Source organism: Methylobacterium sp. Leaf466 (genome assembly GCF_001425565.1).
Lineage (GTDB): Bacteria > Pseudomonadota > Alphaproteobacteria > Rhizobiales > Beijerinckiaceae > Methylobacterium.
In genome coordinates this window covers 1-26,070 of sequence record NZ_LMRC01000023.1, presented here as the reverse complement: position 1 = coordinate 26,070, position 26,070 = coordinate 1, and the positions used below count along the sequence as shown (strand labels likewise).

Annotated in this window: 22 protein-coding genes, 1 tRNA gene and 1 pseudogene; 8 read left to right on the top strand and 16 right to left on the bottom strand. The window is 68.3% G+C overall.

Annotated features, from left to right (window positions below):
- Positions 1-5: 5 nt before the first annotated feature.
- The 12 genes from ASG59_RS09750 to ASG59_RS19905 all read right to left on the bottom strand — a co-directional run bounded on the left by ASG59_RS09750 (position 6) and on the right by ASG59_RS19905 (position 13,395).
- Positions 6-752: a YidB family protein gene (locus ASG59_RS09750; protein WP_056408635.1), complete on the bottom strand. Its 747-nt coding sequence runs from the start codon at positions 750-752 to the stop codon at positions 6-8.
- Positions 753-820: 68 nt separating this feature from the next.
- Positions 821-1,153, bottom strand: coding sequence for a hypothetical protein (locus tag ASG59_RS09745; RefSeq protein ID WP_156399201.1), 333 nt, complete (start codon positions 1,151-1,153; stop codon positions 821-823).
- 69 nt (positions 1,154-1,222) lie between these two features.
- Positions 1,223-3,976 carry an excinuclease ABC subunit UvrB gene (gene uvrB / locus ASG59_RS09740; RefSeq protein ID WP_055879294.1) on the bottom strand — a complete coding sequence of 918 codons (2,754 nt, stop codon included), beginning with the start codon at positions 3,974-3,976 and terminating at the stop codon, positions 1,223-1,225.
- A gap of 62 nt (positions 3,977-4,038) precedes the next feature.
- On the bottom strand, positions 4,039-5,001 hold the full coding sequence (locus tag ASG59_RS09735; protein WP_055879292.1) for a type II secretion system F family protein: 963 nt from the start codon (positions 4,999-5,001) through the stop codon (positions 4,039-4,041).
- Between the two features lie 95 nt (positions 5,002-5,096).
- Complete coding sequence (locus ASG59_RS09730) at positions 5,097-6,065, bottom strand: type II secretion system F family protein (RefSeq protein ID WP_056408632.1); 969 nt, start codon at positions 6,063-6,065, stop codon at positions 5,097-5,099.
- Positions 6,066-6,113: 48 nt separating this feature from the next.
- Positions 6,114-7,613, bottom strand: coding sequence for a CpaF family protein (locus ASG59_RS09725; RefSeq protein WP_056408628.1), 1,500 nt, complete (start codon positions 7,611-7,613; stop codon positions 6,114-6,116).
- A 123-nt stretch (positions 7,614-7,736) separates the two neighbouring features.
- The gene (locus ASG59_RS09720) at positions 7,737-8,981 is read right to left on the bottom strand and encodes an AAA family ATPase (RefSeq protein ID WP_055879283.1); all 1,245 of its coding nucleotides are present in this window, start codon (positions 8,979-8,981) and stop codon (positions 7,737-7,739) included.
- 80 nt (positions 8,982-9,061) lie between these two features.
- Positions 9,062-9,796, bottom strand: a complete 735-nt coding sequence (locus ASG59_RS09715) for a CpaD family pilus assembly protein (protein ID WP_055879278.1) — start codon at positions 9,794-9,796, stop codon at positions 9,062-9,064.
- A gap of 74 nt (positions 9,797-9,870) precedes the next feature.
- On the bottom strand, positions 9,871-11,421 hold the full coding sequence (locus ASG59_RS09710; RefSeq protein WP_082494280.1) for a type II and III secretion system protein family protein: 1,551 nt from the start codon (positions 11,419-11,421) through the stop codon (positions 9,871-9,873).
- A gap of 54 nt (positions 11,422-11,475) precedes the next feature.
- Positions 11,476-12,282, bottom strand: a complete 807-nt coding sequence (gene cpaB, locus ASG59_RS09705; RefSeq protein WP_055879276.1) for a Flp pilus assembly protein CpaB — start codon at positions 12,280-12,282, stop codon at positions 11,476-11,478.
- A 287-nt stretch (positions 12,283-12,569) separates the two neighbouring features.
- Positions 12,570-13,076, bottom strand: coding sequence for a prepilin peptidase (locus ASG59_RS09700; protein WP_056408626.1), 507 nt, complete (start codon positions 13,074-13,076; stop codon positions 12,570-12,572).
- 148 nt (positions 13,077-13,224) lie between these two features.
- Positions 13,225-13,395, bottom strand: a complete 171-nt coding sequence (locus ASG59_RS19905) for a Flp family type IVb pilin (protein ID WP_082528714.1) — start codon at positions 13,393-13,395, stop codon at positions 13,225-13,227.
- Between the two features lie 511 nt (positions 13,396-13,906).
- Between ASG59_RS19905 and ASG59_RS09695 the strand changes: the two genes are divergently transcribed.
- From ASG59_RS09695 to ASG59_RS09680, 4 genes are all read left to right on the top strand, one after another.
- A complete protein-coding gene (locus tag ASG59_RS09695) occupies positions 13,907-14,422 on the top strand; it encodes a pilus assembly protein N-terminal domain-containing protein (protein WP_082494278.1) in 516 nt (171 codons plus the stop codon).
- Positions 14,423-14,510: 88 nt separating this feature from the next.
- A complete protein-coding gene (locus ASG59_RS09690) occupies positions 14,511-14,840 on the top strand; it encodes a hypothetical protein (protein ID WP_056280530.1) in 330 nt (109 codons plus the stop codon).
- Between the two features lie 143 nt (positions 14,841-14,983).
- Positions 14,984-16,276: an adenylosuccinate synthase gene (locus ASG59_RS09685; RefSeq protein ID WP_055879266.1), complete on the top strand. Its 1,293-nt coding sequence runs from the start codon at positions 14,984-14,986 to the stop codon at positions 16,274-16,276.
- Positions 16,277-16,514: 238 nt separating this feature from the next.
- Positions 16,515-17,912, top strand: a complete 1,398-nt coding sequence (locus ASG59_RS09680) for a hypothetical protein (RefSeq protein ID WP_056408623.1) — start codon at positions 16,515-16,517, stop codon at positions 17,910-17,912.
- 70 nt (positions 17,913-17,982) lie between these two features.
- Here ASG59_RS09680 and rpoH read toward each other — a convergent pair whose 3' ends face one another.
- Positions 17,983-18,873 (bottom strand): RNA polymerase sigma factor RpoH, encoded by an 891-nt coding sequence (gene rpoH / locus ASG59_RS09675; RefSeq protein WP_055879259.1) that lies wholly within the window; start codon positions 18,871-18,873, stop codon positions 17,983-17,985.
- Positions 18,874-19,132: 259 nt separating this feature from the next.
- Complete coding sequence (locus ASG59_RS09670) at positions 19,133-20,128, bottom strand: RluA family pseudouridine synthase (protein ID WP_056408617.1); 996 nt, start codon at positions 20,126-20,128, stop codon at positions 19,133-19,135.
- Positions 20,129-20,292: 164 nt separating this feature from the next.
- Here ASG59_RS09670 and ASG59_RS09665 point away from each other — a divergent pair.
- The 4 genes from ASG59_RS09665 to ASG59_RS09650 all read left to right on the top strand — a co-directional run bounded on the left by ASG59_RS09665 (position 20,293) and on the right by ASG59_RS09650 (position 25,056).
- Positions 20,293-20,367: transfer RNA gene (locus ASG59_RS09665), tRNA-Glu, on the top strand.
- A gap of 614 nt (positions 20,368-20,981) precedes the next feature.
- Positions 20,982-22,100 carry an AAA family ATPase gene (locus ASG59_RS09660; protein ID WP_056408615.1) on the top strand — a complete coding sequence of 373 codons (1,119 nt, stop codon included), beginning with the start codon at positions 20,982-20,984 and terminating at the stop codon, positions 22,098-22,100.
- Positions 22,090-24,342: a S8 family peptidase gene (locus ASG59_RS09655; protein ID WP_056408613.1), complete on the top strand. Its 2,253-nt coding sequence runs from the start codon at positions 22,090-22,092 to the stop codon at positions 24,340-24,342. Before ASG59_RS09660 ends, ASG59_RS09655 begins: the two co-directional genes overlap by 11 nt.
- A 33-nt stretch (positions 24,343-24,375) precedes the next feature.
- A complete protein-coding gene (locus ASG59_RS09650; protein WP_056408611.1) occupies positions 24,376-25,056 on the top strand; it encodes a thermonuclease family protein in 681 nt (226 codons plus the stop codon).
- A gap of 18 nt (positions 25,057-25,074) precedes the next feature.
- On the opposite strand, the pseudogene ASG59_RS21270 reads toward ASG59_RS09650, so the two are convergent.
- Together ASG59_RS21270 and ASG59_RS21265 are read right to left on the bottom strand one after the other, a co-directional pair.
- Positions 25,075-25,422: pseudogene (locus tag ASG59_RS21270) on the bottom strand (LrgB family protein); the annotation flags it as partial.
- Position 25,423: 1 nt separating this feature from the next.
- Positions 25,424-26,001 (bottom strand): LrgB family protein (locus ASG59_RS21265; RefSeq protein WP_244475688.1); only part of this gene is annotated, 578 nt, incomplete at its 3' end.
- Positions 26,002-26,070 lie beyond the last annotated feature (69 nt).

Here is a 26,070-nt window from a genome sequence, read left to right as displayed (position 1 = left end):
GGGCCCTACCAGCCGCGCCGGTCCTCCGGGGTCGGCCGCCGCCCCTGGGGGGTCAGCCCGTCGATGACGCCGGGCAGCGCCTGGGCGAGCTGGGACAGCAGCGTGTCGCGGTCGAGGCCGGTCCGGCTCGCCAAGGTGTCGACGGTCTGAGGCCCGAGGGCGTCGGCGAGCCGGTTCGGCTCGACCGGCCGGTTCTGGCCGGACCCGATCCAGGATTCCATGACGTCGCCGAGCCCGCCGCGCTGGAACCGGTCGACCAGCCCGTCGAGGCCGCCCGGCCCGTCGCCGGAGCCGTCCGGCCCGTCGTGACGTCCCATCCGATCGGACGAGCGTCCCCCTCCCCCAGGTCCGTCGAGCATGCCGGAAAGGTCGCCGAACTCGCCGCCGCCGTCGCCGCGGCGTTCGGGCTCGTCGTACCGGTCGGACCCGCGATCCCCGCCCTGTGCGAACCCGCCGAGGTCACCGTCGTCGCGCGGGCCCTGCCGCTCGCGCCGGTCCTCCTGTGGCGGCTGGCGGGCGCCGCCGCCGCCGAAGATGTCGCCGAGGCCGCCGCTCATCCCCTTCTGCATCAGGAGCATCAGCAGGGCCTGGACGATCGGGGACATCGCGCCGCCGAGGCCGCCGGGGAGGCCGCCGCCGAGGCCTCCGGGAAAGCCGCCGCCCTGTCCCTGTCCGCCCTCCTGGCGCTGGGAACCGCCGCCGCCCATCATCTGGCCGAGCACGCCGCCGATGACCTGATCGAGTAGGCCCATGTCCGTCGCTCCTGTTGCCGCGTCTCCGCCGGTGCCGGCACGGATGTGCCAGCGCCGTCTCGTGTCGCCTACTCGCGCCGGCCGCCACCGGTGCCGGCACGGTCCTTGGCGGGCAGATAATCGAGGGGGTTGGTGTAGCTCGCCTTGCCCTTGCGGTCGGAATTCATCACCGCCGTGGAGGAGGTGATGGCCTCGGGGGGCGCCACCTGGCCGATCGGGCGATTGCCCTCCCGCTGACGGACCTCCTCCGGATCGGGCAGGGTCGCGGGCGTCGGCTGGTCGCGGCGGCTCTCGACGGTCTGCGCGAGGGCGGAGCCCCCGAAGCCCAGGAGACCCACCACGATGGGGACGGCCAAGGCTGCCAGGCCGGCGGCGGGGCGGGAACCGGGACGGGTCGTCATCGACATCTCCATTCATCGCGTAGCGACGCTGATGAACAGGAAAAGCCCGGTTTGCCCGGCCGGTTCCTCCTAGCCGTCACGCGAGCGTGAACCGCCGCTGCCGCGGCCTCGGTATTTCGGCTTCTGCCCACCGAGCCCCTGGGTCGAGCGGGCCTTGGGCCGCTCCTGCCAGACCGGCGCCACGCCGTCGACCGGCCGTTCGCGATCGGTGCCGGGCCCCATGTCGTCGAGGCTCGGCTTGGAGATGCGGCTGCGCTTGGCTCCGTATTTCCCGGCCTCGCGCTCGACGTCGCCCTGGCGCGCCATCGGGTCGTCGGAGACCAGGAGCTCGGTGGCCTGGAGGCGCTTGAGCTCGTCGCGCAGGCGCGCGGCCTCCTCGAAGTCGAGGTCGGCGGCGGCCGTGCGCATCCGCTTCTCGAGGTCGGCCATGACCGCCTTGAGGTTGTGGCCGATGGTGACGGCGTTCTTGGCCAGCCCCGTGTCCACCTGGACGTGGTCGCGCTCGTAGACGCTGTCGAGGATGTCGCTGATGCCGCGCTTGACGCTCTGGGGCGTGATGCCGTGTTCGGTGTTGTAGGCGACCTGCTTGGTGCGGCGGCGCTCGGTCTCGGCCATCGCCCGCTCCATCGAGCCGGTGATGTGGTCGGCGTAGAGGATGCAGCGGGCGTCCGCGTTGCGGGCCGCCCGGCCGATGGTCTGGATCAGCGACGTCTCGGAGCGCAGGAAGCCCTCCTTGTCAGCGTCGAGGATGGCGACCAGCGCGCATTCCGGGATGTCGAGCCCCTCGCGCAGCAGGTTGATGCCGATGAGCACGTCGAAGGCCCCGAGCCGCAGGTCGCGAATGATCTCGATGCGCTCCAGCGTGTCGATGTCCGAGTGCATGTAGCGGACGCGGACGTTGTTCTCGTGCAGGTATTCGGTGAGGTCCTCGGCCATGCGCTTGGTCAGGGTGGTGACCAGCGTGCGATAGCCGGCCTGGGCGACCTCGCGGACCTCGCCCAGAAGATCGTCCACCTGGGAGCGCGCCGGGCGGATCTCGATGACCGGGTCGACGAGGCCGGTGGGGCGGATGACCTGCTCGGCGAAGACGCCGCCGGTCTGCTCCATCTCCCATTTCGAGGGTGTGGCCGAGACGTGGATCGACTGCGGGCGCATCGCGTCCCATTCCTCGAACCGCAGCGGGCGGTTGTCGAGGCAGGACGGCAGCCGGAAGCCGTATTCGGCCAGCGTCGCCTTGCGGCGGAAGTCGCCCTTGTACATGCCGCCGATCTGCGGAACCGTGACGTGGCTCTCGTCGGTGAAGACGATGGCGTTGTCGGGCAGGTATTCGAACAGGGTCGGCGGCGGCTCGCCCGGCTTGCGCCCGGTGAGGTAGCGCGAATAGTTCTCGATGCCGTTGCAGGCGCCGGTGGCCTCGATCATCTCGATGTCGAAGGTGCAGCGCTGCTCGATGCGCTGTGCCTCGATGAGGCGGCCCATCCGGGTCAGTTCCTCGACGCGCTGGTTGAGCTCGGACTTGATGCCCTTGACCGCCTGCTGCAGCGTCGGGCGCGGCGTGACGTAGTGGGAGTTGGCGTAGACCTTCACGAACTTGAGCTCGTTGAGGGTCTTGCCGGTGAGCGGATCGAACTCGGTGATCTTCTCGATCTCGTCGCCGAACAGGCCGATGCGCCAGCCGCGGTCTTCCAGGTGGGCCGGCCAGAGTTCGATGACGTCGCCGCGCACCCGGAAGGTACCGCGGGCGAAATCGGACTGGATGCGCTTGTACTGCAGCGCCACGAGGTCGGCCACGAGCTGGCGCTGCTCGATGCGCTCGTTCAGCGACACCGTGAACGACATCGCGGTGTAGGTCTCAACCGAGCCGATGCCGTAGATGCACGATACCGAGGCGACGATGATGACGTCGTCGCGCTCCAGCAGGGCGCGGGTGGCGGCGTGGCGCATCCGGTCGATCTGCTCGTTGATCGAGGATTCCTTCTCGATGAAGGTGTCCGAGCGCGGCACGTAGGCCTCGGGCTGGTAGTAGTCGTAGTAGGAGACGAAATACTCGACCGCGTTGTCGGGAAAGAAGCTCTTGAACTCGCCGTAGAGCTGCGCCGCCAGGGTCTTGTTCGGGGCCAGGATCAGGGCCGGGCGCTGGGTCGCCTCGATGACCTTGGCCATCGTGAAGGTCTTGCCCGAGCCGGTGACGCCGAGCAGGACCTGGTCGCGCTCCGCCTTCGTCACGCCGTCCACCAGTTCGGCGATGGCGCGCGGCTGGTCTCCGGCCGGCTCGAACTCCGATTGCAGCCGGAAGGGCACGCCGCCCTCCGACTTCTGCGGCCGGTCGGGCCGGTGCGGCGCCCAGGTCTTCCCGTCCTTGAAGAGCGGGTTGCCCTCGGTGAGCAGGCGCGACAGCGCGTCGACGGTGGCCGAGACGCCGTCGGCGGCCAGGGACGTCTCGGGTTCGGCCGCATCGCCCTCGCCGAGGCCGAGGGCCTGGGCGAGCCGCGGGTCCACCTCCGCCGCGTCGGCGACGACGAAGCCCGATTGCGGCGCCTCGCCGAACCCTTCGGGCGCCTTCGCCTTCCGCTTCGCCGGGGCCTGTTTGCCGGATGCGGCTTTCGGAGCCTCGATCTCGGGCAGCCGGTTGCGATTGAGGGCGGGGCTCAGGAGTTCGGCCAGGAACGGGTCGAGGGGCTTCAACTCGGGCTTCGACGCCTTCGAGTACGACGGCTTGGAAGCGGACGATTTGGAAGCGGACGATTTGGGCTTCCCGGCCGCCGTCGTCTTGCCTGCCGATCCCTCGGCGGATGGGGTACGGGGCGTCTTGGGTGCAGCCATGACCGCAATATGGCGCCCAGCCGTTCGGAGTGGAAGGGCAGGGCGGTGTCGGGCCGTCGGCGTCAGCGCATGACCTGGATCGCGGCCGGGGTCAGGATCACGACGAAGAGCACCGGCAGGAAGAACAGGATCATCGGCACCGTCAGCTTGGGCGGCAGCGCGGCGGCCTTCTTCTCGGCCTCGTTCATGCGCATGTCGCGGCTTTCCTGGGCGAGCACGCGCAGGGCCTGGCCCACCGGCGTGCCGTAGCGTTCCGCCTGGATCAGCGCCGTGGTCACGGACTTGACGGCGTCGAGCCCGATGCGGTTGCCGAGGTTCTCGTAGGCCACCCGCCGGTCGGGCAGATAGGACAGCTCCGCCGTCATCACCGCCAGTTCCTCGGCCAGGGCGACGGACTGGATCGCGATCTCGGAACTCACCTTGCGGAAGGCGTGCTCCACCGACATGCCGGATTCGACGCAGATCAGGCTGAGGTCGAGGGCGTCCGGCCAGGCCGCCCGGATCTCGGTCTGCCGCTTGGCGGTCCGGTTGGACAGGTAGATCTCCGGCGCCTTGATGCCGAGGAAGGCCGCCACGATGACGATCATCACCCGGATCAAGACCGGCTGGTCGAGGACCTGCAGCACGAACAGGTAGAAGATGCTGAGGACGAGGAGGACGATCGGCATGATCAGGCGGAAGAACAGGAACCCGGTCTCCGCCCCCGGCGACCGGAAACCGGCCGTCAGCAACTGGCGCTTGGCGCTCTCGGTCCCGAGCCAGCGGCTGAGGTTGAACTGCTCCACCACGCGTTTCATGTAGGCCTTGGGCGCCACCCGCAGGGAGGCCTTGGCCCCCAGCTTCTCGCGTTCGCGCCGCCGGATCTCCTCGCGCTCGTTGCCGACCATCTTCATGCGCTTGTTGAGGCGGTCCGGCTCCATGATCGGCTGGAGAAGGGCGAACACCGTCGCCGCCGAGGCGATGCCGACGAGCACCATCGCCATGAAGCGGGGGTCGATCAGTTTGTCGGCGATGGCGGTGATCATGCTGGCGGTCCGTGCGGACGAAGGTCGGTGGGCTGCGCCGGGCGCGGCGCGGGACGGGGGCGGTTCGCGGCGACGCGGTCCGTCCCCGGCCGGCGTCAGACGTCGAAGTTGATCATCTTCTTCATCGTGAAGACCCCGAGCGACATCCACAGCGCCGAGACCACCAGGGCGACGCGGCCCATGTCGGTGGTCCAGAGCAGCGAGATGTAGTCCGGGCTGGAGAGGTAGGTCAGGATCGCCACCACGAACGGCAGGGCCGCGATGATGCCGCCCGAGGCCTTCGCCTCCATGCTCATCGCCTGGATCTTGCCGGCCATCTTCTTGCGGTCGCGCAGGACGCGCGAGAGGTTGCCGAGGGCCTCAGACAGGTTTCCGCCCGAGCTCGATTGGATGCTGATGACGATCGCGAAGAAGTTCACGTCCGCCACCGGCACGCGCTCGTAGAGCTTCTGCATCACCTCGCCGATCGGCAACCCGAGAGTCTGGGCCTCCACGACCTGCCGGAATTCGGAGCGCAGCGGATCTTCCGTCTCGCGGGAGATGATCCGGAAGCAGTCGCCCAGGGGGATGCCGGCCCGGATGCCGCGGGTGATGATGTCGATCGCCGTCGGCAGTTCCTTGATGAAGGCCTTGATGCGTCGCTTGCGCAGGTGGTTCAGCATCCATTGCGGCAGGCCGAGGGCGCCGGCGAACACCGCCCCGAGGGCGGCGATCGGCGTCTTGGTCACGAGGAAGATCAGCAGGGCGAAGACGATGCCCATCGCGGCCGAGGCGAGGTAGAACTTCTGCTTCGACCAATCGAGGCCGGCGCGGGCGATCTTGAGATCGAGGCTGACCTTGCCGCCGCTGGCCTTGGCGTCGATCTCCTTGAGGCTGCGCGCCACCTGGTCGCGACGGTTGACCGTGGCCGCGCGGGCGGCCGGCGTCGTCACCACGCTCATGGCCTTGCGCCGCTTGTCGGCCCGGTTCTCGCCGGCGATGTAGGGGGCGAGGAACGCATAGGCGACGCCGCCGGCGGCGATCGCCATGAGGGCGCCGGTCAGGGCGAGGTTCGTCCCGTTCATGGCAGGGTTCTCATGGCAGGGAACTCATGTCGGGCGGACCGGCGCGGGTCACATCGGATCTCCGTCGAGGGCGGCGGCGGCGTCGAGGGCGGCGGCGAGCGCCTGGTCCTCGCCGTAGTATCGGGCGCGCTCCCAGAAGCGCGGGCGGCCGATGCCGGTGGAGCGGTGCCGTCCGATCAGGCGTCCGTTCGCGTCCTCGCCCCTGATGTCGTAGACGAACAGGTCCTGGGTGATGATCACGTCGCCTTCCATGCCCATCACCTCGGTGATGTGCGTGATGCGGCGCGAGCCGTCCCGCAGGCGCGTCGCCTGCACGATCACGTCGATCGAGCCGCAGATCATCTCGCGCAGGGTGCGCGAGGGCAGCGTGAAGCCACCCATGGTGATCATCGATTCGATACGCGCCAGGGCCTCGCGCGGGGAGTTGGCGTGGAGCGTCCCCATCGAGCCGTCGTGGCCGGTGTTCATCGCCTGGAGCAGATCGAAGGCCTCGGGTCCGCGCACCTCGCCGACGATGATGCGTTCGGGCCGCATGCGCAGGCAGTTCTTGACGAGGTCGCGCATGGTGACCTGGCCCGAGCCCTCCATGTTGGCCGGGCGGGTCTCGAGGCGCACGACGTGGGACTGCTGCAGCTGCAGCTCCGCCGCGTCCTCGCAGGTGATGATGCGCTCGTCCTCGTCGATGTAGCGGGTGAGGCAGTTCAGGAGCGTCGTCTTGCCCGAGCCGGTGCCGCCGGAGATCACGACGTTGCAGCGTACCCGGCCGATGATCTGGAGGATCTTGGCGCCCTCCGGCGAGATCGCGCCGAACTTCACCAGCTGGTCGAGGGTCAGCTTGTCCTTCTTGAACTTACGGATGGTGAGGATCGGCCCGTCGAGGGCCAGCGGCGGGGCGATGATGTTGACGCGCGATCCGTCCGGCAGGCGCGCGTCGCAGATCGGCGAGGATTCGTCGACGCGCCGGCCGACCTGGCTGACGATGCGCTGACAGATGTTCATCAGCTGCTGGTTGTCGCGGAAGCGCACGTTGGTGAGCTGGATCTTGCCGCCGACTTCGATGAAGGCGCGGTTGGCGCCGTTGACCATGATGTCGGCGATGTCGTCGCGGGCCAGCAGCGGCTCGAGGGGGCCGTAGCCGAGGACGTCGTTGCAGATGTCGTCGAGCAGTTCCTCCTGCTCGGCGATCGAGAGGACGATGTTCTTGAGGCCGATGATCTCCGAGACGATGTCGCGGATTTCCTCGCGGGCGGTCTCGGCGTCCAGGCGCGAGAGCTGGGCGAGATCGATCGCTTCGATCAGCGCCCCGAAGATCATGCTCTTGGTGCGGTAGTAGTCCTCGGACTTCTGCGCCTCCTGCACCGCGACCGGCTCGGGCCGACGCGAGGATTCGTGACGCGTGCCGTCCTGTCGGGACCCGTCCGGGCGCGTCACGTCTTGGCGCTGCGCCGGCTGGGGCTTCTCCTCGCGCACGGACACCGGCACCTGCGTGCGGGCCGGGCCCGGCGCTGGGGCCTGCGCGGCGGCCGCGCCGTTTCTCCTACCGAACATGACGGCAAACCTCGGCGGTCATCGTGATACGGGCGGTCATCGTGATGCGGGATGCCGGCTTCGCGCCGTTGGGTGTGCCCCGGGCGCGACGCCGTGGCATCGCGGGATCGACGACCGCGGGCATCACGAGGCCTTGCGCCGGGCGATCTTGGCCAGGAACGGCTCGAGCAGGTTCGCCCGGCCGCGCTTGACCTCGGGACGGCCGGTGAGCTTGGCGGCGAGGTCGGCATAGACCTCCGACGCCTTCGCGCCGGGCTGGATCTCGGCGATCATCTGGCCGTTGTTGGCGGCCGTGCCGAACAGCGCCGGATCGAAGGGGATGCTGGCCGTGAGCGGCGCATCGAGGGCCTTGGCGAAGTCGGCCGCGCCGATCTCGGGGCGCTTGGGCACGCCGACGCCGTTGAGGACGATGCGCGGGCGCGCGTCGTTGGGGCGGTTCTGCTGGAGCAGGGTCAGCAGGTTCTTGGCGTTGCGCAGGGAGGCGAGCTCGGGAGCCGCCACGATGACGATCTCGTCCGCGGCGATCAGCAGCCGCCGCGTCCAGGCCGACCATTGGTGGGGGACGTCGAGGATGATGCAGGGCACCGCCGCGCGCAGCAGGTCGACGAGGTTGTCGAAGGCCGGCTCGGACAGGTCGGTGGTGCGGTCGAGGATCGCGGGCGCCGAGAGCAGGCTGAGGTTGTCGCTGCATTTCGAGAGCAGGCGGTCGAGGAGGTTGCCGTCGAGGCGCTCGGGCGCGAACACCGCCTCTGCGATGCCCTGGGGCGGGTCCTGGTTGAAGTTGAGGCCGGCGGTCCCGAAGGCGATGTCGAGGTCGGCGATCACCGTGGCGGTGCCGTGGCCGCGGGCGATGGTCCAGGCGAGGTTGTGGGCGATGGTCGAGGAGCCGACGCCGCCCTTGGCTCCCACCACCGCGATGGTGCGGCCCACGGGCTTGGCGCCGGGCGCCGTGAACAGGTCCGAGATCGACTGGATCAGGGTGATCGGGTCGACGGGCGCCATCAGGTATTCGCTCACCCCCCGCTGCAGGAACTGGCGGTAGAGCTGCACGTCGTTGACGTGGCCGATGACGATGACCTTGGTGCCCTCGTCGCAGACCTCGGCCAGGGAATCGAGGCATTCGAGGGGGCGCGACTTGGCCCCTTGCGTCTCGATGATGATGACGTTCGGGGTGGGGGCGTGGCGGTAGGCTTCCACCGCGGCCGGCCCGCCGCCCATCTGCACCTTGACGTGGGCCTTCTGCATGCGCCTGTCGAGGCAGGCGGCCTCGATCATGCCCGCCGCGTCCTGGGTCTCGCAGAAGGCCTGGATCGTGATGCGTGGCACCGGTGCGATCAGGCGCTCGGATGTCTCGTGCAGGTCCGCCATGGTCGGTGATCCGGTTCAGGTTGCCGCGGTGAAGACGGCGAGGCTCGCGGTGGTCCCGACATGCGCGACCCGCGTCTCGCTCAGTTGCCGACCTGCGACTTCACGCTCGTCTGCCCATCTTGATTCCATCTGGTTGACGGATCCTTGCCTTGGCGCAGTTTTCCGATGTCCAGGGTGCGCCGGACGGAGTCGACCGGACCCTCCGGGCGGCCGCGCACGAGGTCGACCGGGTCGGCGACCTGGGCGGCGAAGTTGGTCTGGGACGCGCAGCCGAAGTTCCAAGACGGCTCGTTGCGGTTGCTGGTGACGGGATCGCTGACGCCGAGGTCGCCCGGCCAGGTGCCGCACTGGCTGGCGACCTTGGCCTCCATCCGCTGGAAGCTCACCCGCACCGGCGCCGACAGCGCGGGGTTGGCCACCGCGTAGTTCTCGACCACGATCTGGCGCGGGGGCACCCCGCCCTCGGCCGCCACCCGGCGGATCGACGCCGCGGTGCGCTCGACTCCCGCGCCCACCGCCGGCGATACGCCGCGGGGCATGTCGAGGACGAGGACGCCGCGGCCGAAGCGGCGGAATTCGAGGACGAAGGCGTCGAGGTCCGCCGTCTGGCGCGGGTCGAGATGGCCGGTGCCCGTCACGAAGACGTCGAGGCTGCGCTGGTTGTCGGTGAGCACGATCGGATGGCGTGCCCGGTAGTCCGCCGGCGCGACCGAGCCGGTGGTGATCACCCGCTCCGAGCGGCAGGCGCCCAGCAGACCGGGCAGGGCCACGAGGGCCGTGAGGACGAACGCGGTCTTGACGGGTTTCGAGGTCATCGGTCGAGATCCTGGTGGCGCCGGAGCGTTGACGGGAATGGCCGCGCTGGGCCTGGAGCCGGACGGGGCCGCCGTCAGTCCGTGATGAAGCCGACCCGGCCGCGATAGGTCGGGCCGAGCGGCGCGGCGCCCGCGCCGCCGTAGAGGCGGTTGACGCGCCCGAGCAGGATCGCCTGGCTGTCGGAGGCATCGACGAACCCGTCGTCGGGGCGCGCCACCTGCTTGGCCTCCATCGGCTTGGCGATGTAGGGCGTCACCATGATCATCAGTTCGGTCTCGTCGCGCTGGTAGTCGCGCGAGCGGAACAGGGCGCCCAGGATCGGCAGGTTGATGAGGCCGGGCAGGCCGGTGATGGCCGCCCTGTTCTTCTGCTGGATCAGGCCGGCGGTCATCATCGTGGCGCCGGAGGCGAGCTCGATCGTCGTCTCCGAACTGCGCACGGTGAAGCCGGGCACCGCGGTCGTCGTGCCGCTGAAGTTGATGTTGAGGGTGTTCTGCTGGTCGATCTCGGTGACGTCGGTCCCGACGCGGATCGAGATGCGGTTGTCGGCCAGCACCACCGGGGTGAAGCTGAGGCTGACGCCGTAGGGCTTGAAGGTGATGCTGGGCTGGCAGCTCTGGACGCCGGTGGTCGACGCCGAGCAGGCGAGGGCGCCGGGCACCGGCAGCTGGCCGCCGGCCGTGAACTTGGCCGCCTCGCCGGAGATCGCCGTCAGGGTCGGCTCGGCCAGGATGCGCGAGACGCCGGCCTGCTCGAACGCCTGCAGCGTCGCGGAGATGCCGTTCCCGGTGAGGTTTCCCAACGCGTCGGTGGCGCCGATCACGCCGCCGATCCGGTTGCCGGCCGGAAACCGGCCGCCGTTGATGCCCAGCGGCGCGGTGTTGGCCAGGCGCAGGCCCGACCAGCTGCCGCTGACGTTGATGCCGAACTGCTTGAGCACCGTGCGCGAAACCTCGACCACGGTGACGCGCAGCATCACCTGGTCCTTGCCGCGGATGGTGAGGTTGTTGACGACCGTGCCGCGCAGGCCCCCCGCTCCCCCGCCAGCGCCGAGGCCGACGAAGGCGTTGGCGATGTCGAGGGCCTGGGCGGCCTCCGCCGCCGAGTTGACCGTGCCCGTGAGCAGGATCGAGTCGCCGGCGGCGCGCACGTCGAAGCGGGCACCGGCGATGCTCTGGTTGAGGGTCTGGCGCAGCACGTTGAGGTCGCGCGCCACGGTGACGTCGAGGGCGGTGATCTGGCGCCCCTCGGCGTCCATGATGAAGATCGAGGTGGCGCCGTTCTCCATCCCGATGATGAACACCTTGCGGGTGGAGCGGACCACCGCGTTGGCGACCTTCGGGTTGGCGACGAACACCTCCTTGGCGTCCCGCGGCAGATCGATGATCAGCGAGCGTCCGATGGTCAGGTCGAGCTTGCGCGAGGTGGCGGATTCGTCGCTGCCGACGTCGAGGACCGGTGCGGCGGTGAGCACCCCGGCGGGGCGCGCCAGTGCCGGGCCGGCTGCCGCGATGGCCCCGGCCAGGGCGACGGCCGCCACGAGGGCGTGACCCGTCGCGACGCGGCCGATGACGACTGGGGCGCGGGAATCGCGCTGCGACGGGCCACGGGATCTGCTGGTCATCGACGAATCCTTCGTGACGTTTCGGCGAGACATGACGTTTCGGTGAGACATGGCTCAGCGCCGCGATTGCTGTTTCGAGACGCCGAAGCGCACCACCGTGAGGGCCGCGTCGGAGCGCGTCTCGACCGGCGCCTCGGCCTCCGTCGTGGTTCGACCGGAGTCGACGAGGCTGCGCAGCGACAGGGACAGGGAGCCGACCTTCTGCGCCAGGGTGACGAGTTCCGCCTGGGCGGGCGTCAGGGCGAGGGTCGCGGTCTCGCCGGTGACGACGGTGGCGCCGTTCTTCTCCTGGACGATCTGGCCGATGGCCAGGACCCGCACGTCGGTCAGCAGGGTCTCGGAGACTTGGCCGTCGCCGGAATTGCCGGGTTCCTCCTCGCGGAAGGTGCGGATGAGGTCGACATGATCGTTGGGGAGGATGAAGCCGCCGGCCGAGCTCGACCCGCGCGTGTCGATGACCACGGCGACGGCGCGCATGCCCGCGGGCAGGATCGCGGCCATGAAGCCGCCGTCGGACCGCGCCAGCTTCTGCGGCCGCACCGGCTCGCCGGGAAGGAAGGCGGTGCGCACCACCGATCCGGCGATCTCCTCGAGGCCCTTGGGCGAGGCGGTGCGGGTGATGTAGCCGGCGGTCACGCCCTGCTCCGGCCAGGCCTGCCAGCGCAGGTCGGCCGGCCGGATGGTCTGCCCCATCGGCAGCTCGGCGGCGGCCACGAGGACCTCGACCACGGGCATGCTGGGCGGCGGGGGGGCCGAGGCGATGGGTTGCGGCGCGGGCGCTTCGCCACCGCTCATGAGGTAAGCGGCGGCGCCACCCGTGGCGAGGGCAATCCCGAGGACGGCAAGGCGCGCTGGTTTCATTGCCGGGCTTCAACCTGCTAGGGCGACCACTCGCCGCCGATCAGGACGATGCTCCGGGAATCCTCAAATTACGGTTAACACTTGGTAGGATCCCTGCTGGGTCTTCGATGCCGACTTGACACCGGGCCCCGGCCGATCCCGTGCGCGGACGCGATCCGTCGAGCGGACGTGGATGACATCGCGTCGACGGCGTCGCAATGCGGATGTCGACGTCGCGCAGGGGATGCCGGATCACCGCGGGAGGGGCGGTGCACGGTCACGCCCGGCCAGCGGCCGGACCGATGGTTTCACGCGGCGAGGGCGCGCGACCAGACTAATGTCTCGGGAAGCACCACGAGGGCCGATGCCGCCAGGGCGATGCCGTAGGGAACGCCGGTCTTGCGGTCGTGGAGGTGCAGGACGAAGGGAAGACGGCCGGCGATGAAGGGGAGCGGATAGCTGCGGGACACCAGGAGCAGCAGCGTCAGGGCACCCCCCGCGATCGAAGCCACGATCAGATAATCGACCAGGTGGTCGAACCCGAGCCAGAGGGCGGTGGCGGCCGCGAGCTTGGCATCGCCGCCGCCGATTACGCCGAGGGCGAACAGCGTGAAGGTGACCGCGAGCACTAGGCTGCCGGCGCCGACGTGCAGCCCGACTTCGGTCCAGGTGAAGCCGCAGGCGGCCGCGAAGGCGAAGAACCCGACAAGCAGGATGAGCGACACCCGGTTGGGGATCGTCATCGTCAGGAGATCGCTGGAGGCCGCGTAGGCCATCAGGAACGGGAATACGACGAGGAGTCCCAGCGTGCCCATGGCGGTCTTCCCATGACGTGGAGGTCGGCGACGGATCGGGCGACATGGAGACGAAGAACGGAAACGAGGAAAGGACCAGACAGTCGCCTGGCCCCATCCATCACCCCAAGACCGGACGATCGCACGAAGCGATCGTCGGATGTCCTGCTTACGGAGCGCCGATCTTGGTGCTGATCTTGACGAAGGTCGCGTTCAGGTTGGTGCCGATGGTGGTCACGGCGGTGATCACGACGACGGCGATGAGGGCGGCGATGAGGCCGTACTCGATGGCGGTGGCGCCGGACTCGTCGGAAGCGAAGCGCTTGAAGATGCTGGTCATGGGGTGCGTCCTTGTTTGACGATCTACGATGCGTCCTCGAAGACCGTCGCGGCTCATTCGGTGACAGGTGCAGATTGTCAGGAGCGCCTTGAGATTAGGTTAAATCGGTCACCGAAACGGGATCGGGCCGGTAGGGACGTTTCTGTGGTAAAATTGCGCTTAATCGCCTGGCGGCGCAGGGGCGGAGGCTAGGTCGAGACTATCGACCCCGCCGCGGGGGTGCATGCCAAGTTTTGGCTACACGAACACGTGATCGGTGGGGCCGCGGGGGGAGATTTTGCGACGCACACTCATGAAGTGCGGTCGTCCTCGCGCCACCGCCCACGGGGCCGTCCGATCGCCGCCACCGCCGGATTTAGCGGTTCGTTCACTCTTCTATGATGTTCTTGCCCGGCACCGTCGTTCCGGTCGCCGCGAGATCGAGAGCAGTCTCGGTCGTCCGGCCCGGACGATCCGGCCGCCGGCACGCTTGGGCCGATCGTCGCCTCCTGACGCAAGAGTCGTGTTTCCCATGTCCGATCGGCTCGCTACCACCTCCCGCCCCTCGCCCGCCCGCCGGGCGTGGCGCGCGGCCCTCGTCGTGGCCGGGGCGATCGCGCTGTCGGCGGTGGCCGATATCCGGGACGGCGCGGCTCAGGGCGTTCCCGCGGTGATCACCGTGACGGTCGACAACGCCAAGGTGATGCGGCTGCCCGAGAAGACCCGCACCGTCATCGTCGGCAATCCCATGGTCGCCGACGTGTCGCTCCAGAAGAACGGCGTCCTGATCCTGACCGGCAAGAGCTTCGGGGCCACCAACCTGATCGCCCTCGACGGGACCGGCGAGATGCTGGCCGAATCCACCATCAGCGTGCAGGCCCCGCAGGCCTCGGTGGTGATGGTGCAGCGCGGGCTCGATCGCGAATCCTATTCCTGCACGCCGAACTGCCAGCCCTCGGTCCAGCTCGGCGATTCCTCCAAGTATTTCGGCGAGGTCAGCGGCCAGGCCGACACCCGCCGCAACCTGGCGACCAGTGGCGGCAAGTAGCGGCCCCGCCGATCCCTCGGCCGGGGCTCGCGGGCATCGGAACCTCGTCGGCAACCGGCGGTTTCCTCCTCCAAGACCTGGAGGTCCCATGCCGAGCCTGACCCGTACCGCCACGCTCCTTCTCGCCGGACTGATCAGCAGTGCGGCCTTTGCCCAGTCCCCGGACGCTCCCCTCAAGGGTCGCGACACCGACCCGGCCCTGCCGCCGCCGAACCAGACCATCCCCGACAAGATCCGCCCCGAATCCGGCGACGCCACCGGTTCGACCTTGAGCGACAAGCTCGAAAAGAGCGACGGCGTCATCAAGCCGCCGGCCGGCATCAGCCCCGATATGACGGTCGCGCCGCCGGTGAAGGATCCGGGCGGCATGCCCGTGATCAAGCCCGGCCAGCTGCCCGGCAACGGCGAGGCCAAGTAGGGGCGGGGCCAAGTAGGGCATCCCGGGCGGTCCGGGCGTCGCCTTGCAATCGACGATGAGATCGCCCAAGACAGCGGCGACATTAAGCCCCGGCCCGGCCCGGGGTTTTTCGCGTGGGCTGAATCAGGACAGGTTGATCACGGATGGCGAATGTCGTCGTCGTAGGCGCCCAGTGGGGCGACGAAGGCAAGGGTAAGATTGTCGACTGGCTCTCCGAGCAGGCCGACGTGGTTGTCCGCTTCCAGGGCGGCCACAATGCCGGGCATACGCTCGTGGTCGACGGCGTGACCTACAAGCTGGCGCTGCTGCCCTCGGGGGTCGTGCGCGGCGGCAAGCTCTCGGTGATCGGCAACGGCGTCGTGGTCGATCCCTGGCACCTCGTGGACGAGATCGCCCGGCTGCAGGCCCAGGGCGTCGAGATCTCGCCGAAATCCCTGCGCATCGCCGACAACGCCACGCTGATCCTGCCGCTCCATCGCGAGCTCGACCACTTCCGCGAGACCTCGGCGCCCGGCCTCAAGATCGGCACGACCAAGCGCGGCATCGGCCCGGCCTACGAGGACAAGGTCGGGCGGCGCGCGATCCGCGTCGTCGACCTCGCCGACGAATCGACGCTTGCCGGCAAGATCGAACGGGTCCTGGCGCATCACAACGCCCTGCGCCGGGGCCTCGGGATCGACGAGGTCGATGCCGAGGGGCTGCTCGCCGAGCTGAAGGCCATCGCGCCGACCATCCTTCCCTATGCCTCCGCCGTGTGGTCGCTCCTCGACGAGCAGCGCCGCGCGGGCAAGCGCATCCTGTTCGAGGGCGCGCAGGGTGCGCTCCTCGACGTCGACCACGGAACCTATCCCTTCGTCACCTCGTCCAACATCGTGGCGGCCCAGGCGGCGACGGGCTCGGGCATGGGTCCCTCCGCGATCGGCTACGTGCTCGGCATCGCCAAGGCCTACACCACCCGCGTCGGCGAAGGCCCGTTCCCCACGGAATTGTTCGACGAGATCGGCGAGACCATCGGCACCAAGGGCCGCGAGTTCGGGGTGAACACCGGGCGCAAGCGTCGCTGCGGCTGGTTCGATGCGGTACTGGTGCGCCAGACGGTGAAGACGTCGGGCATCGACGGCATCGCCCTGACCAAGCTCGACATCCTCGACGGGTTCGAGAGCATCAAGGTCTGCACCGGCTATCGCCTCGGCTCCGAGATCCTCGACCACCTTCCCGCCAACCAGGCGGCGCAGGCCCAGGTCGAGCCGATCTACGAGACCGTCGAGGGCTGGTCGGGCACCACCGCCGGCGCGCGCTCCTGGGCCGACCTGCCGGCACAGGCCATCAAATACGTCCGTCGCATCGAGGAGCTGATCGGCGCGCCCGTCGCCCTTCTGTCGACCTCGCCCGAGCGGAACGACACCATCCTGATGCACAATCCCTTCGAGGATTAGCCGCATCGCGGAGCGGGTTTCGCAAAAGCGGTCGCCGGGTTCACTTCGAAAACCTGCGGCTCATGAAGACGACGGGCAGGGTGAAGCGGCGGCGTGCCGACGCGAACCTGACTAGGACCACCGGCCCGGACCCTGGCGTTCGGTCCGGCCACGATCCGATGCTCCATCGACGAGCTGAAGGCCGGCCCCGCGACACACCCGTTCGCGTGGCCGCGGGAGAAGCGGACGAAAACGCACGATGGCCGACTACTACCCGTTGCTGGCGCGCGCGCTCGACGCCCTGCCCGACCGTTCCGCGGACCTGCGCAAGGCCGTGTACGACCGCGCGCGCGGGGCCCTGATCGGCCAGCTCCGTTCCATCGTACCGCCGCTCTCGGAGGTTGACATCGACCGTGAGCGGTCGGCCCTGGAGGCCGCCATCGAGCGGCTCGAGGTCGACTACGGCGAGGTGGCGATCGCTCCTGCCGCTCCGGTCCCCGCCGACGATCCGATGCCGGAGCCGTTGCCGCCCGAGCCGCCGGCTCCTGTCCTGCCGCCGGCCGATCCGGTCCTGCCGGAACCGTCGGTCCTGCCCCCGGCTGTGGCCCCCGTCATCCCGCTGCCGCCGCGCGCCCTCAAGCCACCGGTCGCCGTCGAGCCGATTCGCGATACGGACGGGACGCCGCCGCAGCCTGCCCCGGTCGACGCGCCCCGGAACGAAGCGGCCGCGGCCATCGACCCCGCCGCCCGTCTCGACGAGGAGAGCGAGGCCGGGACCCTGCCCGCCGATGCCGCAAACGGCCGGCAGCGGCCGCGCATCGACGTGGTCGCGCCCCGGCGCAGCAATGCCCGCCTGCTGCGCAACGTCTTCGTCGGCAGCGTCCTCGCCATCGTCATCGGGCTGATCGCCACGGCGGCCTACCTGCTGCGGGACCGCCCGAGCGATCTCCAGCCCGTGGCCGGCGACAGCCAGGGTGCCCCCGCCGACGGGGCCGACACGAAGTTCGCCGACCGCATCGGCGGCGAGGCCGCACCCGTCGAGCGCCCCGCCACCGCGCCCGCCGCCAATTCGGGACCGCCCGCCCTGCCGACCCAGCCGGAGGTCGCGGTGGCGCAACGCGCGGTGCTGATCGAGGAGAACCGCGACAACCCGAGCGCGGCGCCCGCGGTCACCCAGGGGAGGGCCGTCTGGCGCCTGGATGTCGTGAACGGCGAGCAGGGCCAGCCGCTCGAGACCGCCGTCCGCGCCACCATCGATTTTCCGGACGCGGGCCTGAGCCTTGCGATGACGATGCGGCGCAACCTCGATGCGACGCTGCCGGCCTCGCATACGATCGAGCTGGCTTTCACGAACACCGGTCCGGCCGGGTCGGCGCGGGCGGTGCAGGATGTCGGCCTGATCCAGGCCAAGGACGAGGAGAACGCCCGCGGTTCGCCCCTGTCGGGTCTGCCGGTCAAGGTCCGCGAGAACCTGTTCCTGATCGGGCTGTCGTCGCTGCGCAACGACGTCGAGCGCAACACCGACCTGCTGCTTCACAAGGGCTGGTTCGATCTCGCGTTGAAGTTCTCGGCCGGGCCGCGTGCGGTGATCACCTTCGAGAAGGGATCGTCCGGCATCCAGGTGATCCAGAACGCCTTCAACCAGTGGCGTCGCTGACGGGGTAATCACCCTGAGCGACCGGTCCGGGTGTGACCGTCACACCCGGACCCGGCACGGAAACGTCGGCTCAGGCGTGCGCGTCGGCCCGGGGTGCCTCGCGGCTGGCGAGGTTGCGCTTGACCGCTTCCTGGATCTTCTCGAACGCCCTCACCTCGATCTGGCGCACCCGCTCCCGGGATACGCCGAACTCTCCGGAGAGGTCTTCGAGCGTGATCGGGTCGTCGGCCAGACGGCGAGCCTCGAAGATGCGCCGCTCGCGCGGATTGAGCACCGAGAGGGCGTCGCGCAGGGCGGACAGACGGTTCTGCCCCTCCTGCTCGCGGGCCAGCACCGTCTCCTGGCTCGGCGTGGTGTCCACCAGCCAGTCCTGCCATTCGCCCTCGCCCTCCTCGCGCAGGGGCGCGTTGAGGGAGGTGTCTCCCGACAGGCGACGATTCATGTCGATCACGTCTTGCTCGGGGACACCGAGCTTGACGGCGATCTGCGCCACCTGATCCGGCTTGAGGTCGCCCTCGTCGAGGGCCGAGATCTTGCCCTTGGCCTTGCGCAGGTTGAAGAACAGCTTCTTCTGGTTGGCCGTGGTGCCCATCTTCACGAGGGACCAGGACCGCAGGATGTACTCCTGGATCGCCGCCTTGATCCACCACATGGCATAGGTCGCCAGGCGGAAGCCCTTGTCGGGCTCGAACCGCTTAACCGCCTGCATGAGGCCGACGTTGCCTTCGGACACCACTTCGCCGATGGGCAGGCCGTAGCCGCGGTAGCCCATGGCGATCTTGGCGACGAGCCGAAGGTGCGAGGTCACGAGGCGATGGGCCGCCTCGCGATCGCCTTTCTCGCGCCAGTCCTTGGCCAGGGTGAACTCTTCGTTCGGCTCCAGCATCGGGAACTTGCGGATCTCGTCGAGGTAGCGCGATAGGCCGCCTTCGTTGGCGAGCACGGGCAATGCGCCTGCCATGGTCTCAATCCTCCTTCGACGATCCCCCGATACGGGCGGATTTCAGGGAGCGCGACACCGCTCCCATTGAGCCGGCGACCTGCGCCCCCATCTCTAGTGGGTAACGGATCGGGCCGGTAGCCGGTTCACGAGTCGAACCGAAGCGATAACGCGCGGAAACGGACTCGGGCCGAAGGTGGCACGAATGGCCGCGCCTGCGAGTGCCGTTTCGCACCGACGCGACGAACGGACTTGACCGTTGCCGTGGCGCCACGGCGCCTCACCTATCGGCCTCCAGGGCCGCGGCGAGGGCCGCGAGGTCGGGCGGGAGCGGGCTTTCGAAACGCAGGGTCTGCCCGGTGCGCGGATGCGCGAACCCCAGCAGCGTGGCGTGCAGCGCCTGCCGCCCGAGGTCGACCAGCGCCGCCCGCGCCCCGGGTCCGAGCCGTGCGGCCTTGGTCTTGAAGGCACCGCCATAGACCGCATCGCCCAGGAGTGGATGTCCGCGATGGCTGAGATGCACCCGGATCTGGTGGGTGCGCCCGGTCTCGAGTTCGCAGCGCACCAGGGCGACGGGGGCCGCCGAGCCGAGGATGCGCTCGACCCGGTAGTGGGTGATCGCCTCGCGTCCCACCTCCGGCCGGACCACCGCGATCTTCTCGCGGTTGCGCTGGCTGCGTGCCAGGGGCGCGTCGATCGTCCCGCTGCGCGGTTCCGGTGCGCCCCAGACGAAGGCGAGATAGGCCCGCTCCAAGGGTCCTGTGCGGCCGTGGTCGGCGAATTGCGCGGTGAGCCCGTGATGGGCCCGGTCGTTCTTGGCGACCACCAGGAGGCCGCTCGTATCCTTGTCGAGGCGGTGGACGATGCCCGGACGCCGGACGCCGCCGATGCCAGACAGGCTCGCCCCGCAGTGGGCGATCAGGCCGTTGACGAGCGTACCGCCCTCGTGCCCCGGGGCGGGGTGGACCACGAGGCCGGCCGGCTTGTCGACGACGATGAGGTCGTCGTCCTCGTGGACGATGGCGAAGGCGACGCTCTCGGCCAGCGGCTCTGCCGCCACCGCGGGCGGGACGACCACCTCGAAGGACGATCCGCGCCCGACCCGGATCGAGGGATCGACGATCACGACGCCCTCGCGGCGCACCTGCCCCGACTTGACCAGGTCTTGGAGCCTGACACGCGACAGGTCCGGCAGCGCCCTCGCCAAAACCCGGTCGAGGCGTTCCGGGGGGGCGTCCGCATCCAGCGTCACACGCCGGATCTCTGAATCCTGCACCGTTGCTCCCTTCGCTCCACGAGGCCGGGCCACGAAACCGCGCGGGGCGCGTTTTTCTCGCCCCCCGGGGCCTTGCTCCCGCCCGCCGCCCTCGCTATAGCAACGCCCTCCGGACGCAAGTCGTCTCGCGCCGGAACAAGCGTCGGGGCCCAGGCCCCGACCCCGCGCCCATCGTCTAGCGGTTAGGACAGGTCCCTCTCACGGATCAGACCGGGGTTCGATTCCCCGTGGGCGCGCCAACAACTTCAGTAACTTAGCTCGAAGTTTTATCTCGTCTCACACCGACGGCTCACATAACGGTGTCGTTCGGTGCGTGGCGCAGATGGCTTGCGTCGATGTGCCAGGGCCGCGAGGGTCAATTCTTGACCACGCTGGACTGGCCCATGCTTCGCCTTCTCAACGCTGCCGTCGCCGATCTTGGCCGGAACCTACAGCGTCACGGGCGTCGGAACGACACCATGCTGGGACGTTGCCACGCTGCTGAATGAGCCGGCCGGTAGGTCGAGGGCAATCTCATGGGCGGCCGGGTTCATGAGCGGCGCTAACCTTCTCCTGAGTTTTTCCAAGACAACCCTGGCCGCGACCTGGCGAGGCTGAACGCCGATTTGATAGCTGGGTCGATCCGGGCCTGCTGCACCGACCACCCCAACGACACGATGCTTTCAGGCGTCGCAACCCTGTTCGGGTCTATGCCGCAGCGTTGCGTCCAGCCTTAAGAAAGACCTGCCGCCTGACAAATCCGCTGCCTCCACCCTCATTTTTGCGGAACAGCCTGACAAATCACGTTTCGTTCTTGACATAATTCGAAGGTCGGCACACATTTGGGCATCAACTAGGTGCCAAGCAAAAAATCATGCCGACTGTTTCCCAAGACGATCTTCTGGAACTGGTCGATGCTGCGCTTGCGGCCGACTACACGCGCGTACGCCGCGCTGGAAGCAAGATCGCCGGAGAACTTGATGACGAGAACGCTGCGCGTGCGTTGCGCGCACTGATCCGCCGCAAGGGCGTGCCGCTACGCGCCTCCGGCTATGCGGAGAGCCTACCCGTCGATGGAAAGTCGCGACTTCCGTTGATCGAGGAGCAGCCTTGGCCGACCACTCCTGTATTCCTGAGCGATACGAACGGCGCGGTAGTCACGAGCTTCTTGGAGGACGTGCGCAACGCCGACCTCTTGTCATCCAAAGGGCTCTCTACACGCCTGTCGATGCTGCTGGCTGGGCCGCCTGGTACGGGCAAGACGCTTCTCGCCGGCCACGTCGCTGCGCAGCTCGGTCGCCCGCTCTACACGGTGCGGCTGGACTCGGTGATTTCATCTCTCCTCGGGGACACGGCCAAGAACATCCGCAGCATCTTCGACTTCGTTCCGGCTCGCGAGGCCGTGTTGTTCATCGACGAGATGGACGCAGTCGCTAAGGTCCGTGATGATCGCCACGAGCTGGGCGAGCTAAAGCGCGTCGTCAACACGGTCATCCAAGGATTGGATTCCCTTGACGATCGGGCAGTGGTACTCGCCGCGACGAATCACCCTCAGCTTCTCGACCCAGCTATCTGGCGGCGCTTCCCCTACAAAGTCGACTTGGGTCTTCCTGATGCCAGCGCACGGGCGGATCTATGGCGCCATTTTCTGTTTGAGGGGAATGTGGTCGCAGAGCAGCTCACGCAGGCGCTGGCAGCGGTCGCCGAGGGCTTGAGCGGGGCTGATATACAGAACATTGCACTATCAGCGCGAAGGCACGCGGCGCTTGCCGGAGGTTCGGTGGATGCGGGATCCGTGGTGTGGGCCGTTCTTCAATCACGCAAGGGTCAGCTCACCCTGCCAACCCGACTAGGCGTGCCAGCAGACCACCGAAAAGAACTCGCACTGCATCTAAGCGGTGCCGCAGTGAAAGCGATCGACATCGCACGGCTTCTAGGCGTCACGCGCCAAACCGTAGGCGCCTACCTGAAGGAGACGGGTCGTGCCGCCTGAGGAACGCCGCGAACGCCCTGCCCTCAATCCGGTCCTAACGCTCCGCAAGGAAGCGGTGCCGGAGACCGTCCAGGGCCGAGGGGCAAGCGAAGCCCATGTCGTCCAAGAGCGACTGAGCACGCAACGCCGCGTCCTGGCTGACAAGCTTGAAGCCATCGCGGGCAGCGGCGCTCCGGCCGCGCACGCTGGGCGTATCCATCTGGCAGTCGAGATGTTCGAGGACTCGTTCGCGCCAAGCTGGACGCCGCGCCCCCTGTTCGCGGACGGCCACCATGTGCAGCTCGTCGCACCCGCTCGCAACGGCTACCTCGTCGAGGCGGAAGTTGCACACCTACAGGCCCTCGCCCGCCATATCCGGCAGGCCTCGGCTGTTGATGCGCGAGTCGCTATCTCTCGGGTGCGCGACATCCGCCCTTACGGCGCCGACGAGCTGCTCCGCGGCAGAGAGATTGGGGCGCTTTGGGATCGAGCTACCGAAGTTGACGGAGGCAAAGCTTTCGTCCTGTGGCTGCTACCATTCCGCGATGAGAGCGCACGGGCGTCGGTAGTCCAGACCCTAATGCGGTTCGAGAGCGAGAGAGCCGTAGTTCCCACCTTCTCAGCAGTGGAATTTCCGCTTGCGCGTAGGGACGGAGCTGAGGCGATTGTGAGCGTCCGGAGAGACGAAACCAATCTTGCTCGGACCGTGCGTCGCTACCGTGGAGCTGGTCATGCCCGAGGTGTGGTGACGGTGCCAAGCCGGGATGCGCTCCAGGCCATCGTGCTGTCCGGTTCGTCGTTCCGCATCGACCCCGTGCCGCGCATAGAGGCAACGTCACCCGGCATCGGTGCTGAGCCGACGCCACCGGTACCAAATGCAGCAGCCCAACCGATCGTCGCGGTAATCGATGGCGGGATGACAGCACAGAGCTACGCTGGCCTAGAAGCTTGGCGAGCGCCCGACCTCGTCCCACCGGTTCAAGCCGATCACGCGCACGGCAACCGTGTCAGCTCTCTCGTGGTCCACGGCTATGCCTGGAACAATCGCTTAAACCTGCCGCAACTTGACTGCCGCATCGGCACAGTGCGCGCGCTTCCCCGTTCGGGTGCGAACTACCCGGCGGATTTCGCACGACTTGTCGACTACCTGCATGCTGTCGCACGGGCACATCCCGAGACACGGGTCTGGAACATCTCGCTCAATGCGGTCGAGCCCGAAGCGGATGCCGACCTAGTGAGCTTCCTCGGTGACGAGATCCGAGTAATCGCTCGCGAACACAACATTTTGCCGGTGATCTCCATTGGTAATCGACGGGCCGGCGGCACGGATCAATTATGCGCCCCAGCCGATTGCGAGGCGGCACTAACGGTTGGAGGCCGGGCACACGCAGGCGACGGGGTGCTGGGCGGTGCTTGCTCTGTCTCTTTGCGCGGCCCTGGGCCGGAAGGGATGCTTAAGCCAGACCTGTCGTGGTTCTCCAACCTTCGCATGATTGGCGGCGGACAGCAGATGGGCAGCAGCTTCGCCGCACCTCTGGTGTCCTCTCTCGCGGCGCATACCTTCGCCAATCTCCGCGATCCGACGCCCGACCTCGTACGGGCGCTGATTATCAACTTGACCGAGCTTGAGGAGCATCACGCGGCGCTCGGCTGGGGGACTCCTCACCACGACCATCTTCCCTGGACTTGCGCACCCGGTTCCGTGACTCTCGCGTGGCGCGCCAAAATGCGTCCAGGCTTCAATTACTATTGGCGAGGTATACCGATCCCGCCTGAGTTGATCCGGGACGGCAAACTCGTTGGCAAGGGTCGTCTGACTGCAATCCTTGATCCAATCGTCTCTATTAGCGGGGGGCCTAACTACTTCGCGACGCGTTTGCAGGCTTCTGTGCAATACACCACTCGCGCAGGGGGAACTAGCAATCTTCTAGGCTCGATGCGCGAGGACCGAGCGCCCGAGCGTGAGGCTAGGGCTGACTTGGCCAAGTGGCATCCGGTCCGCCGCCATATCCGAGATTTTAGCAAGCGCGGCGGCATTACGTTCAGCGGTGACACAATGAGCCTACATGCTCGTGTGTTCGCCCGTGACCTCTTCCAGTTCGACGCGGCCAGCCACCATGAGTTGGGTGAGCAAGATGTATCATTTGTGCTGACCCTCAGCGATGGATCAAACAACAGCAATCTGTACAACTCCATGGCGCAGCAGCTCGGAACCTTCGTTGAAAGTGCCGTTGTGGAGCAGAATGTCGAATTGGAGCAATAGCCGGCGGTCGGCGTGGCGGGGTAGAACGGCGGAATGCGTCCATGGATCTTCTCCTTTGCCCTGCTCCTCGCGTCACCAGCCGTGGCCAACCCGATCGTTGGCCGGGCCAGCGTCACCGACGGTGACACGCTGGTGATCCGCGAAACGCGTATCCGCCTTCACGGTATCGACGCACCCGAGAGCGCTCAGACCTGCAAGGACGCAACCAGCAAGGACTACCGCTGCGGTCAGGCCGCGGCGTTGGCCCTGGCCGATCACATCGGTAAGCGTATGGTGACCTGTGAGCCCCGGGACACCGACCGCTACGGCCGCGTGGTGGCTCTGTGCCGAGCAGATGCTGAGGATCTGAACGCCTGGATGGTCCGAGAAGGCCACGCGATCGCGTACCGGCGCTATGCCGAGGACTATGTGAATGCCGAGCTGACGGCAAAGGCGCTACGGACCGGCATATGGGCCGGCACGTTCCAGGACCCATCCGAGTGGCGCCGCGCCCACCGCGCTGGTGGAGAGGATACCCGGCCAGAGACCGTTACGCCCCCGACCGGCAAGAGCGGCTGCACGATCAAGGGCAACATCTCGGCTGGCGGCCAGCGGATCTATCACTTGCCCGGATCGCGTGATTACGATTGGACGCGCGTCAACGACCGGGCAGGCGAGCGGATGTTTTGCACCGGGGATGAGGCGAAGGCCGCAGGGTGGCGGGCGGCGCGCTAGATCGGCGTCGACAAGGGATCAGCGCAAGAACCCCACCGCCACCGGCACCAGGATCGCGGTGAGGAAGGCGTTGAGGCCGAGCGCGATGCCGGCGAAGGTGCCGGCCACGGCGCTGACCTGGAAGGCGCGGGCGGTGCCGACGCCGTGGGCCACCGGCACCAGGATCGCGGTGAGGAAGGCGTTGAGGCCGAGCGCGATGCCGGCGAAGGTGCCGGCCACGGCGCTGACCTGGAAGGCGCGGGCGGTGCCGACGCCGTGGGCGGCCAGGCCCGCCGCAAAGCCGCGGGCGCGCCGGTCCTCGATCCGCAGGCGGTTCATCAGTGGCGTCACCAGGATGCCGCCGGTCATGCCGGTGAGCATGACGAGNCCCGCCGCAAAGCCGCGGGCGCGCCGGTCCTCGATCCGCAGGCGGTTCATCAGTGGCGTCACCAGGATGCCGCCGGTCATGCCGGTGAGCATGACGAGCACGGCGGCCAGGGTCGGATCGCCTCCCAAGGTCTCGACGATGCCCATGGCGACGCCCGTGGTCACCGACTTCGGGCTCATCGCCACCACCACGTCGCGGGGGATGCCGAGCATGAGCCCAAGACTCATCGCCGAGACGATCCCCACGAGCGARCCGACCACGAGGGCGGCCAGCATCGGCACCAGGGCGCGCATCACCGTGGCCCGGTACTCGTAGAGGGGAATCGCCAGGGCGACGGTCGCCGGCCCGAGCAGGAAGTGGACGAACTGCGCACCCTCGAAGTAGGTCGCGTAGGGCGTGCCGGTCAGCCACAGCACCGTGGCCGTGAGGACGATGGCGACGAGCACCGGGTTGGCGAGGGGGTGCCGGTCGGTGGCCAGCGCGACCCGCTCGGCCACGCCGTAGGCGAGCAGCGTCACGGTCAGCCACAGCAGCGGCGTGTGCGAGAGATAGACCCAGACGGCGAAATCCCCCTTCATCGCGGGTCGTCGCGCGGCGCCATCCGGCGCGCCACCGCCACGAAGGTCAGGGCCGTGGCCGCCAGGGTG

Bases quoted from the DNA above. Each gene is read 5' to 3' on its own strand.
- ASG59_RS09650 (WP_056408611.1), top strand. From the start codon at position 24,376: ATGCGTCCATGGATCTTCTCCTTTGCCCTGCTCCTCGCGTCACCAGCC.
- ASG59_RS09745 (WP_156399201.1), bottom strand. From the start codon at position 1,153: ATGACGACCCGTCCCGGTTCCCGCCCCGCCGCCGGCCTGGCAGCCTTG.
- ASG59_RS09700 (WP_056408626.1), bottom strand. From the start codon at position 13,076: ATGGGCACGCTGGGACTCCTCGTCGTATTCCCGTTCCTGATGGCCTAC.
- cpaB (WP_055879276.1), bottom strand. From the start codon at position 12,282: ATGAAACCAGCGCGCCTTGCCGTCCTCGGGATTGCCCTCGCCACGGGT.
- rpoH (WP_055879259.1), bottom strand. From the start codon at position 18,873: ATGGCAGGCGCATTGCCCGTGCTCGCCAACGAAGGCGGCCTATCGCGC.
- ASG59_RS09695 (WP_082494278.1), top strand. From the start codon at position 13,907: ATGTCCGATCGGCTCGCTACCACCTCCCGCCCCTCGCCCGCCCGCCGG.
- ASG59_RS19905 (WP_082528714.1), bottom strand. From the start codon at position 13,395: ATGACCAGCATCTTCAAGCGCTTCGCTTCCGACGAGTCCGGCGCCACC.
- ASG59_RS09725 (WP_056408628.1), bottom strand. From the start codon at position 7,613: ATGTTCGGTAGGAGAAACGGCGCGGCCGCCGCGCAGGCCCCAGCGCCG.
- ASG59_RS09710 (WP_082494280.1), bottom strand. From the start codon at position 11,421: ATGACCAGCAGATCCCGTGGCCCGTCGCAGCGCGATTCCCGCGCCCCA.
- uvrB (WP_055879294.1), bottom strand. From the start codon at position 3,976: ATGGCTGCACCCAAGACGCCCCGTACCCCATCCGCCGAGGGATCGGCA.
- ASG59_RS09690 (WP_056280530.1), top strand. From the start codon at position 14,511: ATGCCGAGCCTGACCCGTACCGCCACGCTCCTTCTCGCCGGACTGATC.
- ASG59_RS09735 (WP_055879292.1), bottom strand. From the start codon at position 5,001: ATGATCACCGCCATCGCCGACAAACTGATCGACCCCCGCTTCATGGCG.
- ASG59_RS09720 (WP_055879283.1), bottom strand. From the start codon at position 8,981: ATGGCGGACCTGCACGAGACATCCGAGCGCCTGATCGCACCGGTGCCA.
- ASG59_RS09715 (WP_055879278.1), bottom strand. From the start codon at position 9,796: ATGACCTCGAAACCCGTCAAGACCGCGTTCGTCCTCACGGCCCTCGTG.
- ASG59_RS09685 (WP_055879266.1), top strand. From the start codon at position 14,984: ATGGCGAATGTCGTCGTCGTAGGCGCCCAGTGGGGCGACGAAGGCAAG.
- ASG59_RS09730 (WP_056408632.1), bottom strand. From the start codon at position 6,065: ATGAACGGGACGAACCTCGCCCTGACCGGCGCCCTCATGGCGATCGCC.
- ASG59_RS09680 (WP_056408623.1), top strand. From the start codon at position 16,515: ATGGCCGACTACTACCCGTTGCTGGCGCGCGCGCTCGACGCCCTGCCC.
- ASG59_RS09660 (WP_056408615.1), top strand. From the start codon at position 20,982: ATGCCGACTGTTTCCCAAGACGATCTTCTGGAACTGGTCGATGCTGCG.
- ASG59_RS09750 (WP_056408635.1), bottom strand. From the start codon at position 752: ATGGGCCTACTCGATCAGGTCATCGGCGGCGTGCTCGGCCAGATGATG.